Source organism: Bradyrhizobium pachyrhizi (genome assembly GCF_029714545.1).
Lineage (GTDB): Bacteria > Pseudomonadota > Alphaproteobacteria > Rhizobiales > Xanthobacteraceae > Bradyrhizobium > Bradyrhizobium pachyrhizi.
Window position 1 is genome coordinate 4,385,897 of the sequence record NZ_CP121667.1, and the last position, 18,384, is coordinate 4,404,280.

Annotated in this window: 16 protein-coding genes and 1 pseudogene; 9 read left to right on the top strand and 8 right to left on the bottom strand. The window is 63.4% G+C overall.

What is annotated here, in order from left to right:
- Nucleotides 1-4: 4 nt before the first annotated feature.
- On the bottom strand, nt 5-355 hold the full coding sequence (locus tag QA639_RS20230; RefSeq protein ID WP_283090526.1) for a zinc ribbon domain-containing protein YjdM: 351 nt from the start codon (nt 353-355) through the stop codon (nt 5-7).
- A gap of 273 nt (nt 356-628) precedes the next feature.
- On the opposite strand from QA639_RS20230, the gene QA639_RS20235 reads away from it, so the two are divergent.
- Entirely contained in the window at nt 629-1,846 is a 1,218-nt protein-coding gene (locus QA639_RS20235; RefSeq protein ID WP_283090527.1) for a S1C family serine protease, read from the top strand.
- A gap of 36 nt (nt 1,847-1,882) precedes the next feature.
- Here the strand turns inward: QA639_RS20235 and QA639_RS20240 are convergent, their stop codons facing one another.
- Nucleotides 1,883-2,878, bottom strand: coding sequence for an LLM class flavin-dependent oxidoreductase (locus QA639_RS20240; protein WP_283090528.1), 996 nt, complete (start codon nt 2,876-2,878; stop codon nt 1,883-1,885).
- An 85-nt stretch (nt 2,879-2,963) separates the two neighbouring features.
- Between QA639_RS20240 and QA639_RS20245 the strand changes: the two genes are divergently transcribed.
- The 4 genes and pseudogenes from QA639_RS20245 to QA639_RS20260 all read left to right on the top strand — a co-directional run bounded on the left by QA639_RS20245 (nt 2,964) and on the right by QA639_RS20260 (nt 5,333).
- The gene (locus QA639_RS20245; RefSeq protein ID WP_283090529.1) at nt 2,964-3,101 is read left to right on the top strand and encodes a hypothetical protein; all 138 of its coding nucleotides are present in this window, start codon (nt 2,964-2,966) and stop codon (nt 3,099-3,101) included.
- Nucleotides 3,102-3,584: 483 nt separating this feature from the next.
- A complete protein-coding gene (locus tag QA639_RS20250; RefSeq protein WP_283090605.1) occupies nt 3,585-4,709 on the top strand; it encodes a metallophosphoesterase in 1,125 nt (374 codons plus the stop codon).
- A 167-nt stretch (nt 4,710-4,876) separates the two neighbouring features.
- Nucleotides 4,877-5,035 (top strand): hypothetical protein, encoded by a 159-nt coding sequence (locus QA639_RS20255; RefSeq protein WP_157346553.1) that lies wholly within the window; start codon nt 4,877-4,879, stop codon nt 5,033-5,035.
- A gap of 30 nt (nt 5,036-5,065) precedes the next feature.
- Nucleotides 5,066-5,333 (top strand): annotated as a pseudogene (locus QA639_RS20260) (DUF2312 domain-containing protein).
- A gap of 156 nt (nt 5,334-5,489) precedes the next feature.
- Here the strand turns inward: QA639_RS20260 and QA639_RS20265 are convergent.
- Nucleotides 5,490-6,185 (bottom strand): hypothetical protein, encoded by a 696-nt coding sequence (locus QA639_RS20265; protein WP_157346555.1) that lies wholly within the window; start codon nt 6,183-6,185, stop codon nt 5,490-5,492.
- Nucleotides 6,186-6,503: 318 nt separating this feature from the next.
- Here QA639_RS20265 and QA639_RS20270 point away from each other — a divergent pair, with 318 nt between their 5' ends.
- The 3 genes from QA639_RS20270 (at nt 6,504) to QA639_RS20280 (ending at nt 8,127) form a co-directional block, all read left to right on the top strand.
- Nucleotides 6,504-6,698 (top strand): GapR family DNA-binding domain-containing protein, encoded by a 195-nt coding sequence (locus QA639_RS20270; RefSeq protein WP_283090530.1) that lies wholly within the window; start codon nt 6,504-6,506, stop codon nt 6,696-6,698.
- A 251-nt stretch (nt 6,699-6,949) separates the two neighbouring features.
- A complete protein-coding gene (locus QA639_RS20275; RefSeq protein ID WP_028332278.1) occupies nt 6,950-7,657 on the top strand; it encodes a L,D-transpeptidase in 708 nt (235 codons plus the stop codon).
- 38 nt (nt 7,658-7,695) lie between these two features.
- The gene (locus tag QA639_RS20280; protein ID WP_321177258.1) at nt 7,696-8,127 is read left to right on the top strand and encodes a lysozyme inhibitor LprI family protein; all 432 of its coding nucleotides are present in this window, start codon (nt 7,696-7,698) and stop codon (nt 8,125-8,127) included.
- 134 nt (nt 8,128-8,261) lie between these two features.
- Here the strand turns inward: QA639_RS20280 and QA639_RS20285 are convergent, their stop codons facing one another.
- The 4 genes from QA639_RS20285 to QA639_RS20295 form a co-directional block, all read right to left on the bottom strand.
- Nucleotides 8,262-9,110 (bottom strand): SDR family NAD(P)-dependent oxidoreductase, encoded by an 849-nt coding sequence (locus QA639_RS20285; RefSeq protein ID WP_283090531.1) that lies wholly within the window; start codon nt 9,108-9,110, stop codon nt 8,262-8,264.
- A gap of 224 nt (nt 9,111-9,334) precedes the next feature.
- Nucleotides 9,335-9,916 (bottom strand): Swt1 family HEPN domain-containing protein, encoded by a 582-nt coding sequence (locus QA639_RS20290; RefSeq protein WP_198400233.1) that lies wholly within the window; start codon nt 9,914-9,916, stop codon nt 9,335-9,337.
- Nucleotides 9,909-10,532 carry a DUF5343 domain-containing protein gene (locus QA639_RS41935; RefSeq protein ID WP_198400234.1) on the bottom strand — a complete coding sequence of 208 codons (624 nt, stop codon included), beginning with the start codon at nt 10,530-10,532 and terminating at the stop codon, nt 9,909-9,911. Before QA639_RS41935 ends, QA639_RS20290 begins: the two co-directional genes overlap by 8 nt.
- A gap of 121 nt (nt 10,533-10,653) precedes the next feature.
- Nucleotides 10,654-14,427 (bottom strand): vitamin B12-dependent ribonucleotide reductase, encoded by a 3,774-nt coding sequence (locus QA639_RS20295; RefSeq protein ID WP_028332276.1) that lies wholly within the window; start codon nt 14,425-14,427, stop codon nt 10,654-10,656.
- A gap of 809 nt (nt 14,428-15,236) precedes the next feature.
- Here QA639_RS20295 and QA639_RS20300 point away from each other — a divergent pair.
- A complete protein-coding gene (locus QA639_RS20300) occupies nt 15,237-16,130 on the top strand; it encodes a DMT family transporter (RefSeq protein WP_028332275.1) in 894 nt (297 codons plus the stop codon).
- A 6-nt stretch (nt 16,131-16,136) separates the two neighbouring features.
- Here QA639_RS20300 and QA639_RS20305 read toward each other — a convergent pair whose 3' ends face one another.
- Nucleotides 16,137-18,374, bottom strand: coding sequence for a CHASE3 domain-containing protein (locus tag QA639_RS20305; protein WP_028332274.1), 2,238 nt, complete (start codon nt 18,372-18,374; stop codon nt 16,137-16,139).
- Between the last annotated feature and the right edge of the window lie 10 nt (nt 18,375-18,384).

An 18,384-nucleotide genomic window follows, 5' to 3' on the forward strand; every position in this document is an offset into this window, starting at 1 on the left:
TACGCTAGGCCCTCTTGACGAACTCCGATTTCAGATTCATCGCGCCGATGCCGTCGATCTTGCAGGCGATGTTGTGTCCGTCGCTGCCCTCGGTGAGGCGGATGTTCCTGACCTTGGTGCCGCCCTTGACCACCGACGACGAGCCCTTGACCTTGAGGTCCTTGATCACGATGACGCTATCGCCGTCCGTCAGCGGGTTGCCGTGCGCGTCGCGCACGCCCGCTTCCTGCGCGGTCTCGGCGGCTGCGGCGGCATCGCTGCTCCACTCATGGGCACATTCCGGGCAGACCCAGAGAGCGCCGTCCTGATAGGCATGCTCGGAATTGCATTTCGGGCAGTTCATTGCGGCGTCCATGGTCGAGATCGTCTCCGTCGTTGCGGGCGCACCGTAGGGGCACAAGCGGGCAAAGCAAGCGAAAACCCGGCGATTTGATGCGCAAAGCGGCGCAAAGGTGGCGAGCCGCCCGTCCACCCGCGGATGCCGATGGAACGGTCTGCGCCGCTATCCGTTGCCGTTCGTCGCTCGGCATTGCGCCCCTGTGCGGCAGGGAACGGTTCACTGATCGTCGCGTCCGGGCCGGCAATTCATCAAGGAGCAATCGGCTGATCCCAAACATGGACGCGGAAGATGAATCAGAGAAATCCGGCCTTCGTCTGCCTTCGCACGTCGCTCGTCACCGCTGCCTTCACGTCGGCGTTGCTGGTGGGCGCAAGCCTTGTGAGCGCAAGTCTTGCCCGCGCACAGCCAGTGAATTCGCGCGCGGATCATGGCAATGGTGGTCCTGGCGAGTTCGCCGACCTTGCGGAGAGGGTCGGGCCGGCCGTGATTGGCGTCAACGCCAAGGTGGCGGCAGCGGCGGATGATGACGATTCTTCTCCCGGCGACTCCCCCGGCGGTTCTCTTGGGCCGGACGGCGTGCCCGATCAGGACACGCCGGGGAGGGCCGTTCCGAATCCCGGCAGGCGCGGACCGGGCAATCTGCCGAAGCTGGGTGAGATGACCTCGATCGGTTCGGGCTTCTTCATCTCGGCGGACGGCTATGCGGTGACGAACAATCACGTCCTCGGCGGCAGCGACCGCGCCGATGTCCGCACCAGCGACAACAAGGTCTACAAGGCGAAGGTGCTGGGCAAGGATCCGGTCAGCGATCTCGCCCTGCTCAAGGTCGATGGGCGGACCGACTTCAGCTATGTCAAGCGCGCGGATCAAGCGCCGCGCACCGGCGATTGGGTGCTCGCGGCCGGCAATTCATTCGGCCTCGGAAACACCGTCACCGCGGGGATCGTCTCGGCGCGTGCGCGCGATCTGGAGACCGGATCTTCGGAAGATTTCGTCCAGATCGACGCGCGGATCAATCGCGGCGATTCCGGCGGGCCGAGCTTCAACACGCATGGCGAGGTGATCGGCGTGAACAGCCTGATCTTCTCGCCCTCCGGAGGCTCGGTCGGTGTCGCGTTTGCGATACCCGCCGATACCGTGAAGACGGTGATCCCGCAGCTGAAGGACAAGGGCACGGTCACGCGTGGCTGGATGGGCGCCCAGATTCAATCGATCACCCCCGGCATTGCCGAAAGCTTAGGTGCGGACAATCTGCACGGCGCGGTCGTGGTCGGCGTGCAGACCGGCGGGCCGGCGGCGAAGGCCGGATTGAGGCGCGGCGACGTGATCACCTCGGTCAATGACGAGCCGATCAAGAGCGCCAACGAGCTGACCAAGAAGGTCTATGCGGGAGCGCCGGGCAGTTCGGTCAAGCTTTCGATGCTGCGGGACAATGCGCCGAATTCGCTGAGCGTGACGCTCGGCCAGCTCGCACAGTCGCACGCGCCCGCCGGCATGCCGAAGTGAGGCCGTTAGCGCGTAGGCCACTGCCCATCCTGCAGGCTACGTCTGCGGTGTGATCCCGCCGGCCTCGGCGATCAATTCGAACGACCGCAACCGCTTCTGGTGATCGTAGACGTCGGACACGATCATCAGCTCGTCGGCGCCGGTCTCGGCGACCAGCGCGTCGATGCCGGCGCGCACCGTCGCGGGCGAGCCGATGATGGAGCGCGCGAGCATCCGCATCGCCTGCACCTTCTCCGACGGCGACCAGTAGCTCTCGATGTCGTCGATCGGCGGCTGGCTGAGGCCACGCGCGCCGCGGAAGATGTTGGTGAACGACATCTGCTGCGTGGTCGCCAGCCGCCGCGCCTCCTCGTCGGTGTCGGCGGCGATGATGTTGACGCCGACCATGGTGTAGGGGCGGTCGAGCTGCTCCGACGGCTTGAAGCGGGCGCGGTAGATCTGCAGCGCCTGGATCAGCAGCTCGGGGGCAAAGTGCGAGGCGAAGGCGTAGGGCAGGCCGAGCTCGCCGGCCAGCATCGCGCCGAAATTGCTCGAGCCGAGAATCCACAGCGGCACGTCGGTGCCCGCGGCCGGCACCGCCTGGATGCGCTGGTTGGGGCCGGCCGCGGCGAGGAAGGCCTGCACCTCGAGCACGTCCTGCGGAAAGTTCTCGGCGGATTCCGGCGTGCGGCGCAGCGCGCGCAGCGTGAGCTGGTCGGTGCCCGGCGCGCGGCCGAGGCCGAGGTCGATACGGTCAGGAAACAGCCGCGCCAGCGTGCCGAACTGCTCGGCAATGACATAGGGCGCGTGGTTCGGCAGCATGATGCCGCCGGCGCCGACCCGGATGGTCTTGGTGCCTGCCGCGATGTGCCCGATCACGACCGACGTCGCGGCGCTGGCGATGCCCGCCATGTTGTGATGCTCCGCCACCCAGATCCGGCGATAGCCGAGCGCCTCCGCATGGCGAGCGACATCGCGCGCGTTATAGAGCGCGCCGCGCGCGTCGGTTTCCTCGGTGACGCGGACGAGATCGAGAATGGACAGGGCGGCCACGGCGACTCCGGAGCGTTAGGGACGGGGAGCCGATGGTATTTGGCTGTGTCCAGGTGGGTGCGAAACGGCGGGGAGCTGCCGGTTCATGCAGATGCATATGGATGCGGTCGCCACGCCGGTCAATCCGCCCGATGCGACCGAGGAAGCAGAGCTGCCCACCCAAAATATCGAAAACAACCCCATGCAAAGTAGGTTGCCGCCGGCACTCGGAAGTACGACTTGACGCGTCGGGCAAATCAGCGGTACTTTTCCATTATTCCGAAATAGCCCGGGCGCTCGCAGCCACGCGAAAGTGTGGGTCAATCTGCCGAACCCGACAGTGCAGGGGCAGCGTAGGATGGGTAGAGCGCAGCGAAACCCATCAGGCTGCAGCCGAGTGGCGAGATGATGCCCGACCGCCGCCATCGGAGAATCGACGCGTCAGCCCCAGACGATTGCGGCCGTGGCGAAAATGAGCGATGTTCAAGTTCTATTTCCGAAGGCGCTGCTGGAGATGCCTGTGCGGGGAGGCGCCTGGGGACCTCAACCAAAGCTTCAACGTGGCCCTCGGCTGTGCGGGGCGGCGGCTGCGTGCGCGCAGGGCGCTTCCGCGAAGCGCAACTTGCCGAAAATGTGCTGATGATGGCGGCTTACGCCCGCGGCCGATCCACCCTACCTTCGCTGGGCGCCGACGCGCAGCCCACCGATCCGATCCGGAGCGAGACCTATTCCCCAGCTCATATTCGGCCTGACCAGCCTGCTGATCCTGGCCCGCTTCATCTGGCCGCTCGACTGGCCGCTCACGGCAAAGATCGTCGCGGCGTTGTTCGTGCTGGTCGCCTTGCAGTTTCACCGCTGGAACAGGCTGTCGTCGGGATCGGAATTCTCGCCGGAGTTTCCGCGTCCGGTGGTCGTCCTGTTCAACTGGGCGTTCGGCGCGATCATGCTGCTGGCGCTGCTGCAACTGGCGTTCGATGCCGGGCTGCTGGTGGCCGCGCTGATCCACGGCGGCTTCGTCGGCGCGCCCGACGGCGTCCGCTACGCACTTGCTGCGCTCGCGGCCGCAGCCGCCGCGATCGGCGTCCATCAGGCGATGCGCATTCCGCCGCTCAGGGATGTCGAGGTCGGGATCCGCGGACTTCCGCTTCAGTTCGACGGCTACACCATCCTGCAACTGACCGATCTGCACATCAGCCGGCTGTTTCCGGCGCCGTGGGCGCGCGCCGTGGTCGAGCGATCGAACAAGCTCGGCGCCGACCTGATCGCGATCACGGGCGATCTGATCGACGGCACCATCGATGCGCGGCGCAACGACATCGCGCCGTTGCGCGACCTGATGGCGGCCGATGGCGTCTACGTGATCTCGGGCAATCACGAATATATCTTCGGCTATGACGGCTGGATGGCACACTACGAAACGCTCGGCCTGCGCTCGCTCGAGAACCGGCACATCGTGCTCGAACGCGGTGCTGGCCGCCTGGTGATCGCGGGGATTACCGACCGCGCGTCGCGCCACAGGGGGCATTCCATCCGCGACCTTGCCGCGGTTCTCGACGGCGCCCCCAAAGGCGCGCCCGTCGTCCTGCTCGACCACCAGCCGAGCGACGCACGCAACGCTGCCGCGCTCGGCGTCGCCCTGCAGCTCTCCGGACACACCCATGGCGGATTGATCCTGGGGATCGACCGCCTCGCCGCGCGCGCCAATGCCGGCTTCGTCTCGGGCCGCTACGACGTCGACGGGATGACGCTCTACGTCAATAACGGCACCGCGCTATGGCCGGGCTTTGCCTTGCGGCTCGGCCGCCCGTCCGAACTGACGCGGATCACGCTGCGTGTGGCTGACGATAGATGAGTGATTCGTAACGGATGCGATGATGCCATTGCGAGGTCGTCAAAAAATACCTCAGCTGCGTGGCACAATGCTCCCGGGGATGACGGATCGACTTGATTCTCCTGTCAAACTGCTAGGTCGGTGTCATCACCCGCGAAAGCGGGTGATCCAGTATTCCAGAGACGCCGGTGCTGGAGCCGAAAGGCCGCGGCGTACTGGATCGCCCGGTCGAGCCGGGCGATGACGGTGTGGGTGAGGGCACCGAAGCAATGCATGGTTCAAGCTATGAACAAGCCGCCGCGATGCCGTTTGCTCAAGACATTGGTCATCTCTTTTCTTTGCTCTAATTTTCACGACCTCATTCAGCAGCAGGCACCATGTCTGACATCACCATTCCCGGCGGAAATTCGTTCCTTCGTCGAGCGGATCGTGAACCGTGACACTGAGATGCAGGAACTCAGCGAGCAGAAGAAGGAAGTCTTCTCCGAGGCGAAGGGCGAAGGTTTTGATGTGAAGATCCTCAAGAAGATCAGCAAGCTGCGCAAGCAGGAGCAGGACGAGCGCGACGAGCGTGAAAATTTGCTCGATCTCTACATGCGCGCCATGGAAACCGCGCCGCCGGACAAGGCAGCGAAGGCGGCCTGAGCGAAACGAACAAGCACGTAACGAGTAGGGTGGGTTCGCCAACGGATCGCGCGGAGCGCGTGTCCGATGATAGACTCCTCGTAACCCGCCGCTCGGCGTTACCGCCACGAAGGGCGGATTACGCTGCGCTAATCCGCCCTACGAGCCGCGAGATGCTCATCGCGTCGGTCTCTTTTGGTAGACACCTGAAAATGAGACGTTTGTCCCGCCGCAATGGAGGTTGTCGCCGACAACCAGTAACTTGCCGACGAGCTGCATCGTGACCTGACAGTCGAGTTCGTCCGTCCCGTCACCGAATTTCATCTTATCGCCTGAAGGTTTTGCTTCGTAATCAAGCTCGCCGGAATGGGTGCGGCTGCCCGAACCCCAAATGGCCTCGCCCTTGATGGCCAGCTGACTTGCCTCTTTCGATTTCGAGATGCGAATGACGTTGTCGTAGGCACGCCATTCGCCGAGCCAATCCCGTTCTGCCGGTCGTCGTATGTCCTCTTGCCACGCAAGCCTTTCGATCTCGATCCAGCCGACCGTCTCAGTGTCCTTGCGAGGTTGAAACCAACTGCATGCGAACTTGCCTGACGTCCGGGAAACAATGACTTCATCGTTGCGAACGACATAAGTTTTCAGACGACAGGCTTGGTCGTCGGGGCAACGCTCGTTGCCATCGCCGCGGAAATAGATCCTGTCGCCGGCTGCGCCTTTGATCTTCGCCAGCCTGTAGTCGGTGCTCTCGCGCGGAAAATATCCGTTCCGACAAATGTTGTCGGCGTTGCCCTTGAGCTGGCCGGATGCGGGCGAGGTTTGGAGAATGCTCCATGCGAGGAGTCCGAGCGAAGCCTGGACAACGCGTCTCATTGGGTTTTCACCTTCGATTCATTTCCCGCATGGAATGCGGCAGGGTGGTGGGGCAGTGATTCCATACTAATTTGGTCCGACAAAGCGCCGCAGATCAATCGCATAGAAACGTGATCAATCAGTTGTTGCCATCGCGTAGGGCGGATTAGCCGAAGGCGTAACCCGCCGACCTTTAACGACGCAATGGCGGATTACGCTTCCGCCTTCGCTCAATGAGCTACGGCGGACAAGTCGCTAATCCGCCCTGCGAGCTGACATCACCATTCCCGGCGGAAAAATTCGTCCTTCGTCGAGCGGATCGAGAACCTTGACACCGAAATGCAGGAACTGAGCGAGCAGAAGAAGGAAGTGTTCTCGGAGGCGAAGGGCGAAGGTTTCGTCGTGAAGATCCTCAAGGAGATCATCAAGCTGCGCAAGCAGGACCAGGACGACGAGCGTGAAAGCTTGCGCGATCTCTACATGCGCGCGATGGAAGCCGCGCCGGCGGAAGACAAGACCGCGAAGGCGGCGTGAGGCCTATGGAAGCGCGTCGCGCGCTTCCATAGACAGACAGCGGGTAGGGCGGGTTAGCGACTTGCCTGCCGTCGCTCATTGAGCGAAGGCGGAAGCGTAACCCGCCGAAGTTCTTGCATTGTTCCCGGGGAGGCTTCACAAGACCGTCTGTTGGTCAACCTCAGACAATGACGAAGAACTTTTCTTTTCCTTTCTACTGTATGCCAAAGTCTGCTCCGGCCGCGCAACGGGACAAGGGGAGATCCGAAATCATGATCATGGACCGTGGAATTGCCGACACCGGTGCGATGAGCGAGGGCGCTCTGCCCGGACCTCGGTCGCGGCTTCTCAACCGCCGGGCGTTTCTGGTCGGCTCTGCTGCCGGTCTCGCCGCACTGAGCCTGGCCGGTTGCGCATCCGACTACATGAGCCTGGCCGAGGCGCAGAAGGTCTACGGGCCGGTGCCCGACGAGAAATTCCCGATCCCCGCGGTGGACGTCAGCAAGGTCGATCCGAAATATTTTCGCAAGACAGTGAAGTACGACAGCGCTGAGGCGCCCGGGACGATCATCGTCGATCCGAGCAAATACTATGTCTACCGCATCGAAGGCGAAGGAAACGCGACCCGCTATGGCGCCAATGTCGGCCGCGATGGGTTCCGGTGGAGCGGGGAGGCTTACGTCGGGCGCAAAGCCGAATGGCCGACCTGGACGCCGCCCAAGGAGATGATCGCGCGCCAGCCGGAGGCGGGCAAATATGCTCGCGGCATGCCGGGAGGTCTCGACAATCCACTTGGCGCGCGCGTGCTCTACCTCTACCAGAATGGGGCGTACACGCTTTACACGATCTACAGCACCAGCGCCCCCGAAACGATCGGGAACGGCATTACGAGCGGCTGTACCGGCCTCCTTAGTCAGGACATGATCGACCTCTATTCGCGAACGCCCGTCAAAACGAAGGTGATCGTGCTGCCGGCGTAAGCGGCGCCGGCCGTCGCCAGGGACGCCTTTGTGCGGCGATGGTTGTCGAAGGACGCAGGCAGGGTGATCTGGACGTGGTGATGCTTTCGCGAAGGCTTGTCATTGTTGCTTCCATGCTCGTGCTCGGGACTTCATCGGTCCGCGCGCAGCAAAGCGCCGAGTATGATGCGTGCATGGACAAGGCAGAAGGCGTGTCAACGAAGATGCTCGATTGCGGCAAGACCGAAATCGACAAGTGGGACACGCGGCTCAACACCGCCTATCAAGCCCTTCTCGCCAGCTCGAAGGGCGAGGCGCACGCGCAATTGCTCGGAGAACAGCGGGCCTGGCTGAAGCATCATCTCAGCGAAACCCATCGCCTCGCCGCGGACCCCAACAACGGGTCCGTCGCGTTCCTCGACTCCCAGGCGTTCGAATTGAAGGACATCGCCGACCGCACGCTGCTTCTTGAAAAGCGTGCCAGCCGGTAGCCCGCATGAGCGAAGCGACATGCGGGATCGGGTGGCAACGTCCTGTGATGCTGGTCTCGGATGTCGCGGAGCCTGTCATCGGGCGCGCATTCGCGCGACCCGTTGGCTCATCCGAGGCTACGCTTGCTGCGCGCTCATCGCTTCGGGGTGCGCCCGCGGATCCGGTCGAAGCCTTGCTTGATTGCGGCGAAGCGCGCGTCGACAATCGGCTCGAATTCGAGGTCGGTGAAGATATAGGGCCAGTCGTTTTCGATGCCTTCGCGGACGAGCTCACCGACATAGTTGGGATCGATGCCCTCGGAGACGCGTTGGCGGATCAGATTGATCTGCTCGGCAATTGGGCCCGACGTCGGCAAGGTACTGACCGCCCCCTCGAAGCGCTCGGGAAGGTTGCGCCTCGAGTTCACGATTTGCGTGCGGATGAACCCGGGACACAGCACCGATACGCCGATCCCTCGCGGCGCGAGTTCAAGCCGCAGGCCCTCGGATAGCGCGACAACGCCGTATTTTGAAACATTGTATGCGTTGCTCGCCCCTGAAATAAGACCGGCGATCGAGGCTGTGGAGACGATGTGTCCACCCTCGCCATGCTGCTCTATCAACGGCCCGAAAATCTCGATTCCCCAAATGGTCGCCATCAGGTTGACACCAAGAGTCCAATCCCACGACGCGTCGGTCCAGGTGCCATAGGGCCCACCGCCACCAACGCCCGCGTTGTTGACGAGGATATGCACCTTGCCGTAGCGGGCAGTCGTGGCTTCGGCGGCCGCCAAGAGTTCGGCTTTGAGTGAGATGTCCGCTTTCACGCCGTCGACATCGACGTTGGTGCGCCTCAGTTGCTCGATCGCCGCGGACAGAGCCGCTTCCTCGATATCGCAAAGCATGACCTTCGCCCCCGCCTGGGCCAAAGCGGTCGCGATCCCCAGTCCAATGCCTGACGCTGCACCGGTCACGAACGCGGTCTTTCCAGCGAGTTCTTTCACGCGCATTCTCCCCCTGCAAGCCGAGAGCTTGCCCCAAAGGTCAAGCGTCTCCGGAGCGCATATGACCGCACTTTCAAGCGATTGGGAAGCGTGCCGGATGTCTGCGTCTGCGCCAACGTGATCTGGGGTGCAGCGCGTAGGATGGGGTCAGCGAAGCGTAGCCCGCGACTGTTGCTAACGAAAGCGGGCCGATTACGCTTGCGGCTAATCCGCCCTAAGCTTTGCTATAGTCCAATTGCCCGATTCCAGTCGGCTATGTACATATACAAGCGCTGGAATTCACTTGGTAAGAGCATTCGGTTGTGCGCTATAAAGTTGCGCGCCTTTTCCATTTCGTCCATTCGCTGCTTGAGCCAGTGTTGTGTAGGTACGACGTCTTTAAAGTGATCCCACTTCGCGATGATGATCTGAGCAAGTTGACCAAAGTCCGCGAAACCCAACAAATCGGCTTTCTCACCCTCAAGCCACGTATCTTTCAGAGCAGTCGCGCGGCGACCCTCCGCGTGCTCCTTAACCTTTGGAGGGAGCTTATCCTGCCAATCTAGGCCTTCCTTTTCCTCGAGCGCCTCACGGATAAATTCCCGGATTTCGTTCTCAAAGCAAAACAAGACCGCGTACAGTCTTGCCATTTCAAGAGCGCGATTTCTCCGTGCAACACCGAACGGCGCGAGCGCTTCGCGCATAAGATTCTCTTCGTCGTCACTAGCCGCGGCGCCAATTTGTATTCCGGCGCGTCGAAACGCGTCGGCTTCTGCTTCGAACATAAGCCCTCTGAAGAGGAAGTTGCGAAGCTCATCGTTAGTCAACTAAGTGTTCCTTCAGCGACTTGAATATTGAATTATAAACTTCGACGTCCTTAGTGGCGGGTAGATGTATTTGGATGTTGTAATGTAGGCTCCGGCTTAGAGAGCTCATTGACTTGGCAACGCTCTCGCCTTGGAAGGATTCTTCACGAACGTCATTCTCCGGTGGGAGCTCGATTTTTATACTCTGTCGCGGAGATGCTGAAATGTCGGCTTGCGACAGGAGTCCAAAGAAAGTCCGTGTCATGAGAGCTGCAATATTGTCACTAGCGTTGTGATAACTCTTAAACTTGCCCTCGATGGCACTTCTGTCCGCCGTCGTCGGATGCTCTTTAATAAGAAAGATGTCCGAGTAAGCCTCGCGGATAGCTTGGCCAAGCACCTGCTTCGACTGAGAATGGTCTCTATACTCTGAGTATCTCTGAGTTGGCGTTCCGTCGGCTGTTAGAAATCCAATAGCTTTCAGAAGAGGTATGAAAGCCCGATCGTTGGTCGAGGTGAAACCCCAATCTTTGAGCAACTGAATTGTGAATCGAGCTGGTACCTGACCGTCTTGAATTTTTCTGAGTAGGTCGGGAATGCGGTTGGTCGGCAATACGTAGGCGTTTGTTAGTGCCACAGTCTGACTCGCAGTTTTGATGTACAACCTGTAGTACGCTTCGCACTATTCATGCTTTGTTCCGCCAAGTCAATAACGGCGCAAAATGCGCCGTTATTGCTGCCTCGGAAAGCGTGCCGCCCTACGAACACCCCGTCGTGCTTCCGCACGTATCGCACTTCATACACGTCCCATTCCGCACCAGCGTGAAGTTGCCGCACTCCGAGCACATCTCGCCCTCATAGCCCTTGGCCTTTGCTTCGGCGCGACGCTCCGCCTTGGACGGGGCGGCGGCCGCGGCGGTGCCGGGCTTGCTCCAGTTCAATGCCTCGAGCTTCTCGGTCGGCGAGAGGTCGTGGCTTACTTCCTGCTTCAGGGCGACCGCGCCTTCGACGGTGTCGGAGGCACCGCGCGAGGTTGCGCCGTGGGAGGCGAGCGCGGTGACGCGGTTGCCGGCGGGCGCGTTGTCGGCGCCCTGGCTCACCGCGGCCGAGCCGCCGCGCATGACGACGAGGTTGTCGGTGCGCGACCGGGTCAGGCCCTTCGACAGGTACTTTGTGGCCTGATGCTGGGCCGGGGCCTCATCCGGCTCCTTGCCTTCCTCGACGCCCTTGCCGAGCGCGTCGAAGCCCGACTCGTTCGGATCGACATGGGCGAGGTCGAAGCGCGCCATGTAGCTCACCGCGAGCTCGCGGAAGACATAGTCGAGGATCGAGGTCGCGTACTTGATCGAGTCGTTGCCCTGCACGGGACCCGCGGGCTCGAAGCGGGTGAAGGTGAAGGCGTCGACATACTCTTCCAGCGGCACGCCGTATTGCAGACCCAGGGATACTGCGATCGCAAAATTGTTGATGAAGGAGCGCAGCGCCGCGCCTTCCTTGTGCATGTCGATGAAGATCTCGCCGAGCCGTCCGTCGTCATATTCGCCGGTGCGCAGGTAGACCTTGTGGCCGCCGACCACCGCCTTCTGGGTGTAGCCCTTGCGTCGGTCAGGCATCTTCTCGCGCTCGCGCATCACGACGATGCGCTCGACCAGCTTCTCGACGATCTTCTCCGAGACCTGGGCGGCACGCGCCGCCATCGGCTTCTCGTAGAGCGCCTCCACCGCATCGTCCTCGTCCTCATCGTCGGAGATGAGCTGCGAGTTGAGCGGCTGCGACAGTTTCGAGCCGTCGCGGTACAGCGCGTTGGCCTTCAGCGCCAGCTTCCACGACAGCAAATAGGCGGACTTGCAGTCCTCCACCGTGGCGTCGTTCGGCATGTTGATGGTCTTGGAGATCGCGCCCGAGATGAACGGCTGCGAGGCCGCCATCATCCTTATGTGGCTCTCGACCGAGAGGTAACGCTTGCCGATCTTGCCGCAGGGATTGGCGCAGTCGAACACCGGGTAGTGCTCGGCCTTCAGATGCGGGGCGCCTTCGACCGTCATCGCGCCGCAGATGTGCACGTTGGCGGCCTCGATCTCGCGCTTGGTGAAGCCGACGGCCTGGAGCAGGTCGAAGCCGGGGGCTGCGATCGCTTCCGCGCCGATGCCGAGCTGGTCGCGGATGAAGTCTTCGCCGAAGGTCCACTTATTGAAGGCGAACTTGATGTCGAACGCGGTCGGCAGCGCTTTTTCCACCTTGGCAATGGCTTCATCGGTGAAGCCCTTGGCCTTCAGCGTCGAGGCGTTGATCCCGGGCGCATTCGACAGCGAGCCGTGGCCGACGGCGTAGGCCTCGATCTCCGCGATCTCGCTCTCGCGATAGCCGAGCGCGCGCAGCGCCGAGGGCACCGCCTGGTTGATGATCTTGAAGTAGCCGCCGCCGGCGAGCTTCTTGAACTTCACCAGCGCGAAGTCGGGCTCGATGCCGGTGGTGTCGCAATCCATCACGAGGCCGATGGTGCCGGTCGGCGCCACCACGGTGGTCTGGGCGTTGCGATAGCCGTTGACCTCGCCGAGCGCCAGCGCGTCGTCCCAGGCCAGCCTGGCATGGGTGACGATGTCTTGCTGCGGGCAGGAGGCGTGGTCGAGCGGCACCGGGTTGACCGAGAGCGCCTCGTAACCGGTGGCGTTGCCGTGGGCGGCGCGGCGGTGGTTGCGGATCACGCGCAGCATGTGGGCGGCGTTCTTCTTGTAGCCCGGGAAGGTGCCGAGCTCGGCCGCCATCTCGGCCGAGGTCTTGTAGGAGATGCCGGTCATCACAGCGGTCAGCGCGCCGCACAGCGAACGGCCTTCCTTCGAGTCATACGGCAGGCCCATGGTCATCAAGAGGCCGCCGATATTTGCAAAACCGAGGCCGAGGGTGCGGAATTCGTAGGACAGTTCGGCGATCGCCTTCGACGGGAACTGGGCCATCATGACCGAGATTTCGAGCACGATGGTCCAGAGCCGGCACAGGTGCTCGTAGGACTCGATGTCGAACCGCTTGGTGGTGGTGCTGTAGAACGTCAGCAGGTTGGCCGAGGCGAGGTTGCACGCCGTGTCGTCCAGGAACATGTATTCCGAGCACGGATTGGACGCGCGGATGTCGCCGGACGCCTTGCAGGTGTGCCAGTCGTTCATCGTGGTGTTGAAGTGCAGGCCGGGATCGGCGCTCGCCCAGGCGGCGTAGCCGATCTTCTCCCAGAGGTCGCGGGCCTTCAGCGTCTTCGTCACCTTCTTCGTGGTGCGGCCGACCAGATTCCAGTCGCCGTCCGTTTCCACCGCGCGCAGGAAGTCATCCTTCAGCGACACCGAGTTGTTGGAGTTCTGGCCGGAGACGGTGAGGTAGGCCTCGGAATCCCAGTCGGTGTCGTAGGTGTCGAACGAGATATCCTTGTAGCCCTGCTTGGCGAACTGGATGACGCGCTTGATGTAGTTGTCCGGCACCAGCGCGCGGCGGGCGAGCTTGATCTCGCGGCGGAGCGCCGGGTTCTTCTCGGGATCGAAGCAGTCGTCGCCGCTGCCTTCGCAGTTGACGCAGGCCTTCATCACGGCCTTGAGATGCTTCTGGTTGATCTTGGAGCCGGTGACGAGAGCTGCGACCTTCTGCTCCTCCTTCACCTTCCAGTCGATATAGGTCTCGATATCGGGGTGATCGGCGTCGACCACGACCATCTTGGCGGCGCGGCGCGTGGTGCCGCCCGATTTGATCGCGCCCGCGGCGCGGTCGCCGATCTTGAGGAAGCTCATCAGGCCCGACGAGCGGCCGCCGCCGGACAGCTTTTCGCCTTCGCCGCGCAGGCTCGAGAAGTTGGAGCCGGTGCCGGAGCCATACTTGAACAGGCGCGCCTCGCGCACCCAGAGGTCCATGATACCGCCCTCGTTGACGAGGTCGTCGCCGACGCCCTGGATGAAGCAGGCATGCGGCTGCGGATGCTCATAGGCCGACTTCGATTTTGTCAGTTTGCCGGTTTTCCAATCGACATAGTAATGCCCTTGGCCCGGACCATCGACGCCATAGGCCCAATGGAGACCGGTGTTGAACCACTGCGGCGAGTTCGGCGCGACCATCTGCTTCGCCAGTTGGAAGCGCAGTTCGTCGAAGAAGGCGAGGGCGTCTTCTTCCGTGGAGAAGTAGCCGCCCTTCCAGCCCCAATAGGTCCAGCAGCCGGCGAGGCGATCGAACACCTGCTTGGCCGAGGTCTCGCCGACGATGCGCTCGTTCTCCGGCAGGAGGCCAAGCGCCTCGGTGTCGGGCACCGAACGCCACAGCCACGACGGCACGGTCTCTTCCTCGACCTTCTTCAGGCGCGCGGCAACGCCCGCCTTGCGGAAATACTTCTGCGCCAGCACGTCGGAGGCGACCTGCGACCAGAACTCCGGAACCTCGACGTTCTCGGCGCGGAACACGACCGAGCCGTCCGGATTGCGGATCTCTGAGGTGGTCAGGCGGAAATTGATCCCGGCATAGGGAGATTGTCCGCTGGTGGTGTTGCGTCGTTCGATTCGCATGGTCGAGCCCCGTCTCTTCTTCTGCCCGGCCCCACGTTTGTCCGCAGGTGCCGGAATGTTGTCTGTTCGCGGACTCAGGGAACACGCGTCAGCATGCCTCCCGTCATCCGCAGCTCAGCCGGTGGACCCGGCCTGTTTTCTCTCATCCGTTCGGCGCCGGTTTGACCCGGCCCTGCGGAGGCATCGTCCCGGCGCGGCGCCCGACTGGTCGGGTGCTCCGGGTCATGCATTCAACGCCCCAAAACGCTTCACGCGACACGTCACGCCAACGCTTCTTCGCGGGCCGGTTACGGCCTCTGTTTCCGGGTCCTTCGCGGCCCGTTTGTCGTCCCCGACGGTGGCCCAAAATCAGGGCAGAGAAGCCCTTCGCCCGCGGCCCAAAGGCCTGGCGGAGTGGTCATTTTGGAACCCTTGTGGGAGCGACCGGCGGGGACCCAAACACACTCGCGCCGAACAGGTTGAAAGCTAGGCCATGTCCGTCACGCCCGTCAAGGACTAGTACGAGTTTCTGAATCAAACACTAAATATGGTGGAAAGAGGGGGATAACAGGGGTCGGTGCCGCGCCTGTGATCGAGCCAACTATCGGTGAGTCCTCAGGGATTCCCAAGCCAAAAAAATTCCTATCGCCTGTGGATCGGAGCTTCGCCCCGCTGTTCACAGGCGAAGTTTTTATTCGCGGTCCCGGATTGAATTTTGGGGACTCACGTAGGCCTACGGGCAAAGTACGGATCAGGCATGTCAGAGCCGTGATGGTCGGGCGACAAAATCGCGGGCAAGGTGAGGCCGACTCACATCCCCGCCGGGTTCCATGACAGTCCAGAAGCCTTCCGCGCGGCCGCGCCTTGCGCCCGCCGGCCTGATGTTCCTCGCCATCACCTCGGTGGGCTGGGGGTTCAACTGGCCGTCCACCAAGTTCCTGCTCGGCGAACTGCCACCGCTGACCTTGCGCGGTACCACCGGGGTGATCGGCGCCGTGCTGCTGGCGGTGCTGGCGCTGATCCGCGCCCAGAGCCTGCATGTCGAGAGCCGGCTGTGGCCGCGGCTCGTGCTGTATGCGGCGCTCAACGTCACCGGCTGGATGGTGCTGATGGGGCTCGCGCTGCTCTGGCTGCCGGCGAGCGAGGCCGCGCTGATCGCCTACACCATGCCGGTATGGGCCTCGCTGCTGGCCTGGCCGGTGCTCGGCGAACGGCCGACGCTGCTGCGGACCATCGCGCTGGTGATGGCCTTTGCAGGCCTCGCCGCGATCATGGGCGGCAGCGGCATCACCGCAAGCAAGGAGAAGCTGCCGGGAATCATCATGGCGCTCGGCGGCGCGTTCGGCTTTGCGCTCGGCACCGTGCTGGCGAAGAAGTACCCGCTGGTGATGCCGCCGATCCCGGCCGCGGCCTGGCAGATCGGCCTCGGCTGCGTGCCGATCGCGATCGTCGGCCTCGTGATCGAGACCACGCATCTCGACCGCATCACGACCGTCGGCTGGTGGCTGCTGGTCTATTCGACGCTGATCCAGTTCTGCGTCGCCTATGTCGCGTGGTTCGCCGCGCTCGCGCGCCTGCCGGCCTCGGTCGCGGCGATCGGCACCATGGCGGTACCTGTGATCGGCGTGGTGGCCTCCGCAGTCGCACTGCACGAGCCGCTGGGGCCAAGCCAGATCGTGGCGCTGCTGTTCACGCTCGCCGGCGTCGCGCTGGCGACGCGGTAGCTCACATCACTCGCCGAGCGCCTGCTGCAGCATGCTGGCGAGCTGCGCCTTGCGGTAGGGCTTGGCCAGCAGCAGCACGCCTTCGTCGAGGCGGCCGTGATGCACGATCGCGTTCTCGGTGTAGCCCGAGGTGTAGAGCACCTTGATGCCGGGCCGGCGCTTCTGGACCTCGTCGGCGAGCTGGCGGCCGTTCATGCCGCCGGGCATGATCACGTCGGTGAACAGGAGGTCGAACTTCTCGCCCTTGTCGACCAGCGCCAGCGCGGCGCGGGCGTCGGGCACGGCGATGGTCTTGTAGCCGAGCGCGCCTAGCTGCGTAACCACATAGTTGCGCACCAGCTGGTCGTCTTCCACCACCAGGATGACTTCGCTGCCGCGCCGCACCGGCTCCGGCGGGGGCGCCTCCACCTCGACCTGGCCGCGGGCAGGGGGCAGATAGAGCTTGATCGTGGTGCCGTGGCCTTCCTCGCTGTAGATCTTGATATGGCCGCCGGACTGCTTGACGAAGCCGTAGACCATGCTCATGCCGAGGCCGGAGCCCTTGCCGACTTCCTTGGTGGTGAAGAACGGCTCGAACACCTTGTCCTGCACCGCATGCGACATGCCGGTACCGGTGTCGCTGACCGCGAGCAGCACGTAGCGGCCCGGCGTGATGTCGGGATTAACAGCCGCATAGGCGTCGTCGAGCACGATGTTGCTGGTCTCGAACAGCAGCTTGCCGCCGTTCGGCATCGCGTCGCGGGCGTTGATCGCCATGTTGAGCAGCGAGTTGGCAAGCTGCGACGGATCGATATGGACGCTGGCGACATCGGGCGCCAGCACCGAATTGATCTCGATCTGCTCGCCGAGCGTCGGCCGCAGCAGCTTGGCGATGTCGACCACGGTGCCGTTGATATCGACGGTGCGCGGCTCCAGCGGCTGGCGGCGCGCGAAGGCGAGCAGATGCTGGATCAGCTCGCGGCAGCGCTCGGCGGCGCGGTCGATCAGCTCGGCGGTTTTCGCGAGCTGCGGCTGGGCGCGCAGGCTGTCGACCAGCGTCTCGGTGGTGCCGGTGATGACCGTCAGCATGTTGTTGAAGTCGTGCGCGACGCCGCCGGTCAGCTTGCCGATGGCGTCGAGCTTCTGCGCCTGCTGCAGCTTGTGCTCGGTTTCGCGCGAGGCGGTGATGTCGTGATAGATCAGTGCCGCGCCGGTGACGGTGTCGTCGCCATCGCGCAGCGGGCGGCCCGACACCACGAGGTGCATCGGGGGAGCGCCGCGGACCGGCTTGGCGACGAATTCCAGTTCGTCGAATTCCTCGCCGCGCAGCGCCCTGGCCGACGGCATGTCGTCGGCCTGCATCGGCGTGACGCCGTCGGCCTGGAACACGTTGCTCAGCGCGCGCAGCCGCTGGACCGACATGCCCGGCTTGTAGCGCAGCATGCTCTCGGCGGCCGGGTTCGACAGCAGCACGGTGCCGGCGCTGTCGATCACCAGCACCGCCTCCGCCATGGTGCGGAAGGTGGTTTCCATCACCGAGGTGGAGCGGCGGAGCTCTTCGAGCGCGGCGCCGAGATCCTTGGTGCGATCGGCGACCTTGCCCTCGAGCGACAGATTGGTCGCCTTGGTTGCGCTGAGCGCGCCCTGCAGTTCGCGGCTGGCGCGCCGGGCCGTCAGCGTCAGCGCGATCGCCAGCAGCAGGATCATCGCGACGCCCGCGAGATCGATCATCAGCAGCAGCCGCCCGTTGGTCTTGGACTGGTCGGTGCGAATCCGGAGCAGGCGGCGCTCTTCGGTGACCAGGCGGTCGAGCGCCGCGCCGACCTTGTCGGTCAGAGCCCGGCTCTCGCCCGCGGAGACCAGCGCCGCGGCGCCGGCCGTGTCGCCCGCGCTGCGCAATCTGATCAGTTCGGCGCCGAGCGCAACGGCACGCTGGACCTCGACCCTGGTGCCCGTGATCAGCTGCGCCTCCTCGGGCGCCGACGTCACCGCGGCCATCAGGTCGTCGAAGGCCGAGGTGAGGGCTGCGCTCTGCTCGCGAAACTCGTCGGCAAAGGACGCATCGCCCGTCAGCGCGAAACCGCGCGCCGCGCTTTCGACGCTGCGCGGCAGCTGACGCGCGTCCGAAATGCGCTTGAGGATGCTGAGCGTGCGGTCGACCGAATCAATCTCGCTGCGCGACTTGACGTCCAACCCGATCGACGCCGCGCTGATGACGAGGAGGATCGCAAGGCCGCTGCCGAGAATGAGACGCTGGGAAGCCATCGACGATTAG

Coding starts and splice junctions, on each gene's coding strand:
- QA639_RS20230 (WP_283090526.1), bottom strand. CDS start 355: ATGGACGCCGCAATGAACTGCCCGAAATGCAATTCCGAGCATGCCTAT.
- QA639_RS20235 (WP_283090527.1), top strand. CDS start 629: ATGAATCAGAGAAATCCGGCCTTCGTCTGCCTTCGCACGTCGCTCGTC.
- QA639_RS20245 (WP_283090529.1), top strand. CDS start 2,964: ATGCAGATGCATATGGATGCGGTCGCCACGCCGGTCAATCCGCCCGAT.
- QA639_RS20265 (WP_157346555.1), bottom strand. CDS start 6,185: ATGAGACGCGTTGTCCAGGCTTCGCTCGGACTCCTCGCATGGAGCATT.
- QA639_RS20270 (WP_283090530.1), top strand. CDS start 6,504: ATGCAGGAACTGAGCGAGCAGAAGAAGGAAGTGTTCTCGGAGGCGAAG.
- QA639_RS20275 (WP_028332278.1), top strand. CDS start 6,950: ATGATCATGGACCGTGGAATTGCCGACACCGGTGCGATGAGCGAGGGC.
- QA639_RS20280 (WP_321177258.1), top strand. CDS start 7,696: ATGGTTGTCGAAGGACGCAGGCAGGGTGATCTGGACGTGGTGATGCTT.
- QA639_RS20295 (WP_028332276.1), bottom strand. CDS start 14,427: ATGCGAATCGAACGACGCAACACCACCAGCGGACAATCTCCCTATGCC.
- QA639_RS20300 (WP_028332275.1), top strand. CDS start 15,237: ATGACAGTCCAGAAGCCTTCCGCGCGGCCGCGCCTTGCGCCCGCCGGC.
- QA639_RS20305 (WP_028332274.1), bottom strand. CDS start 18,374: ATGGCTTCCCAGCGTCTCATTCTCGGCAGCGGCCTTGCGATCCTCCTC.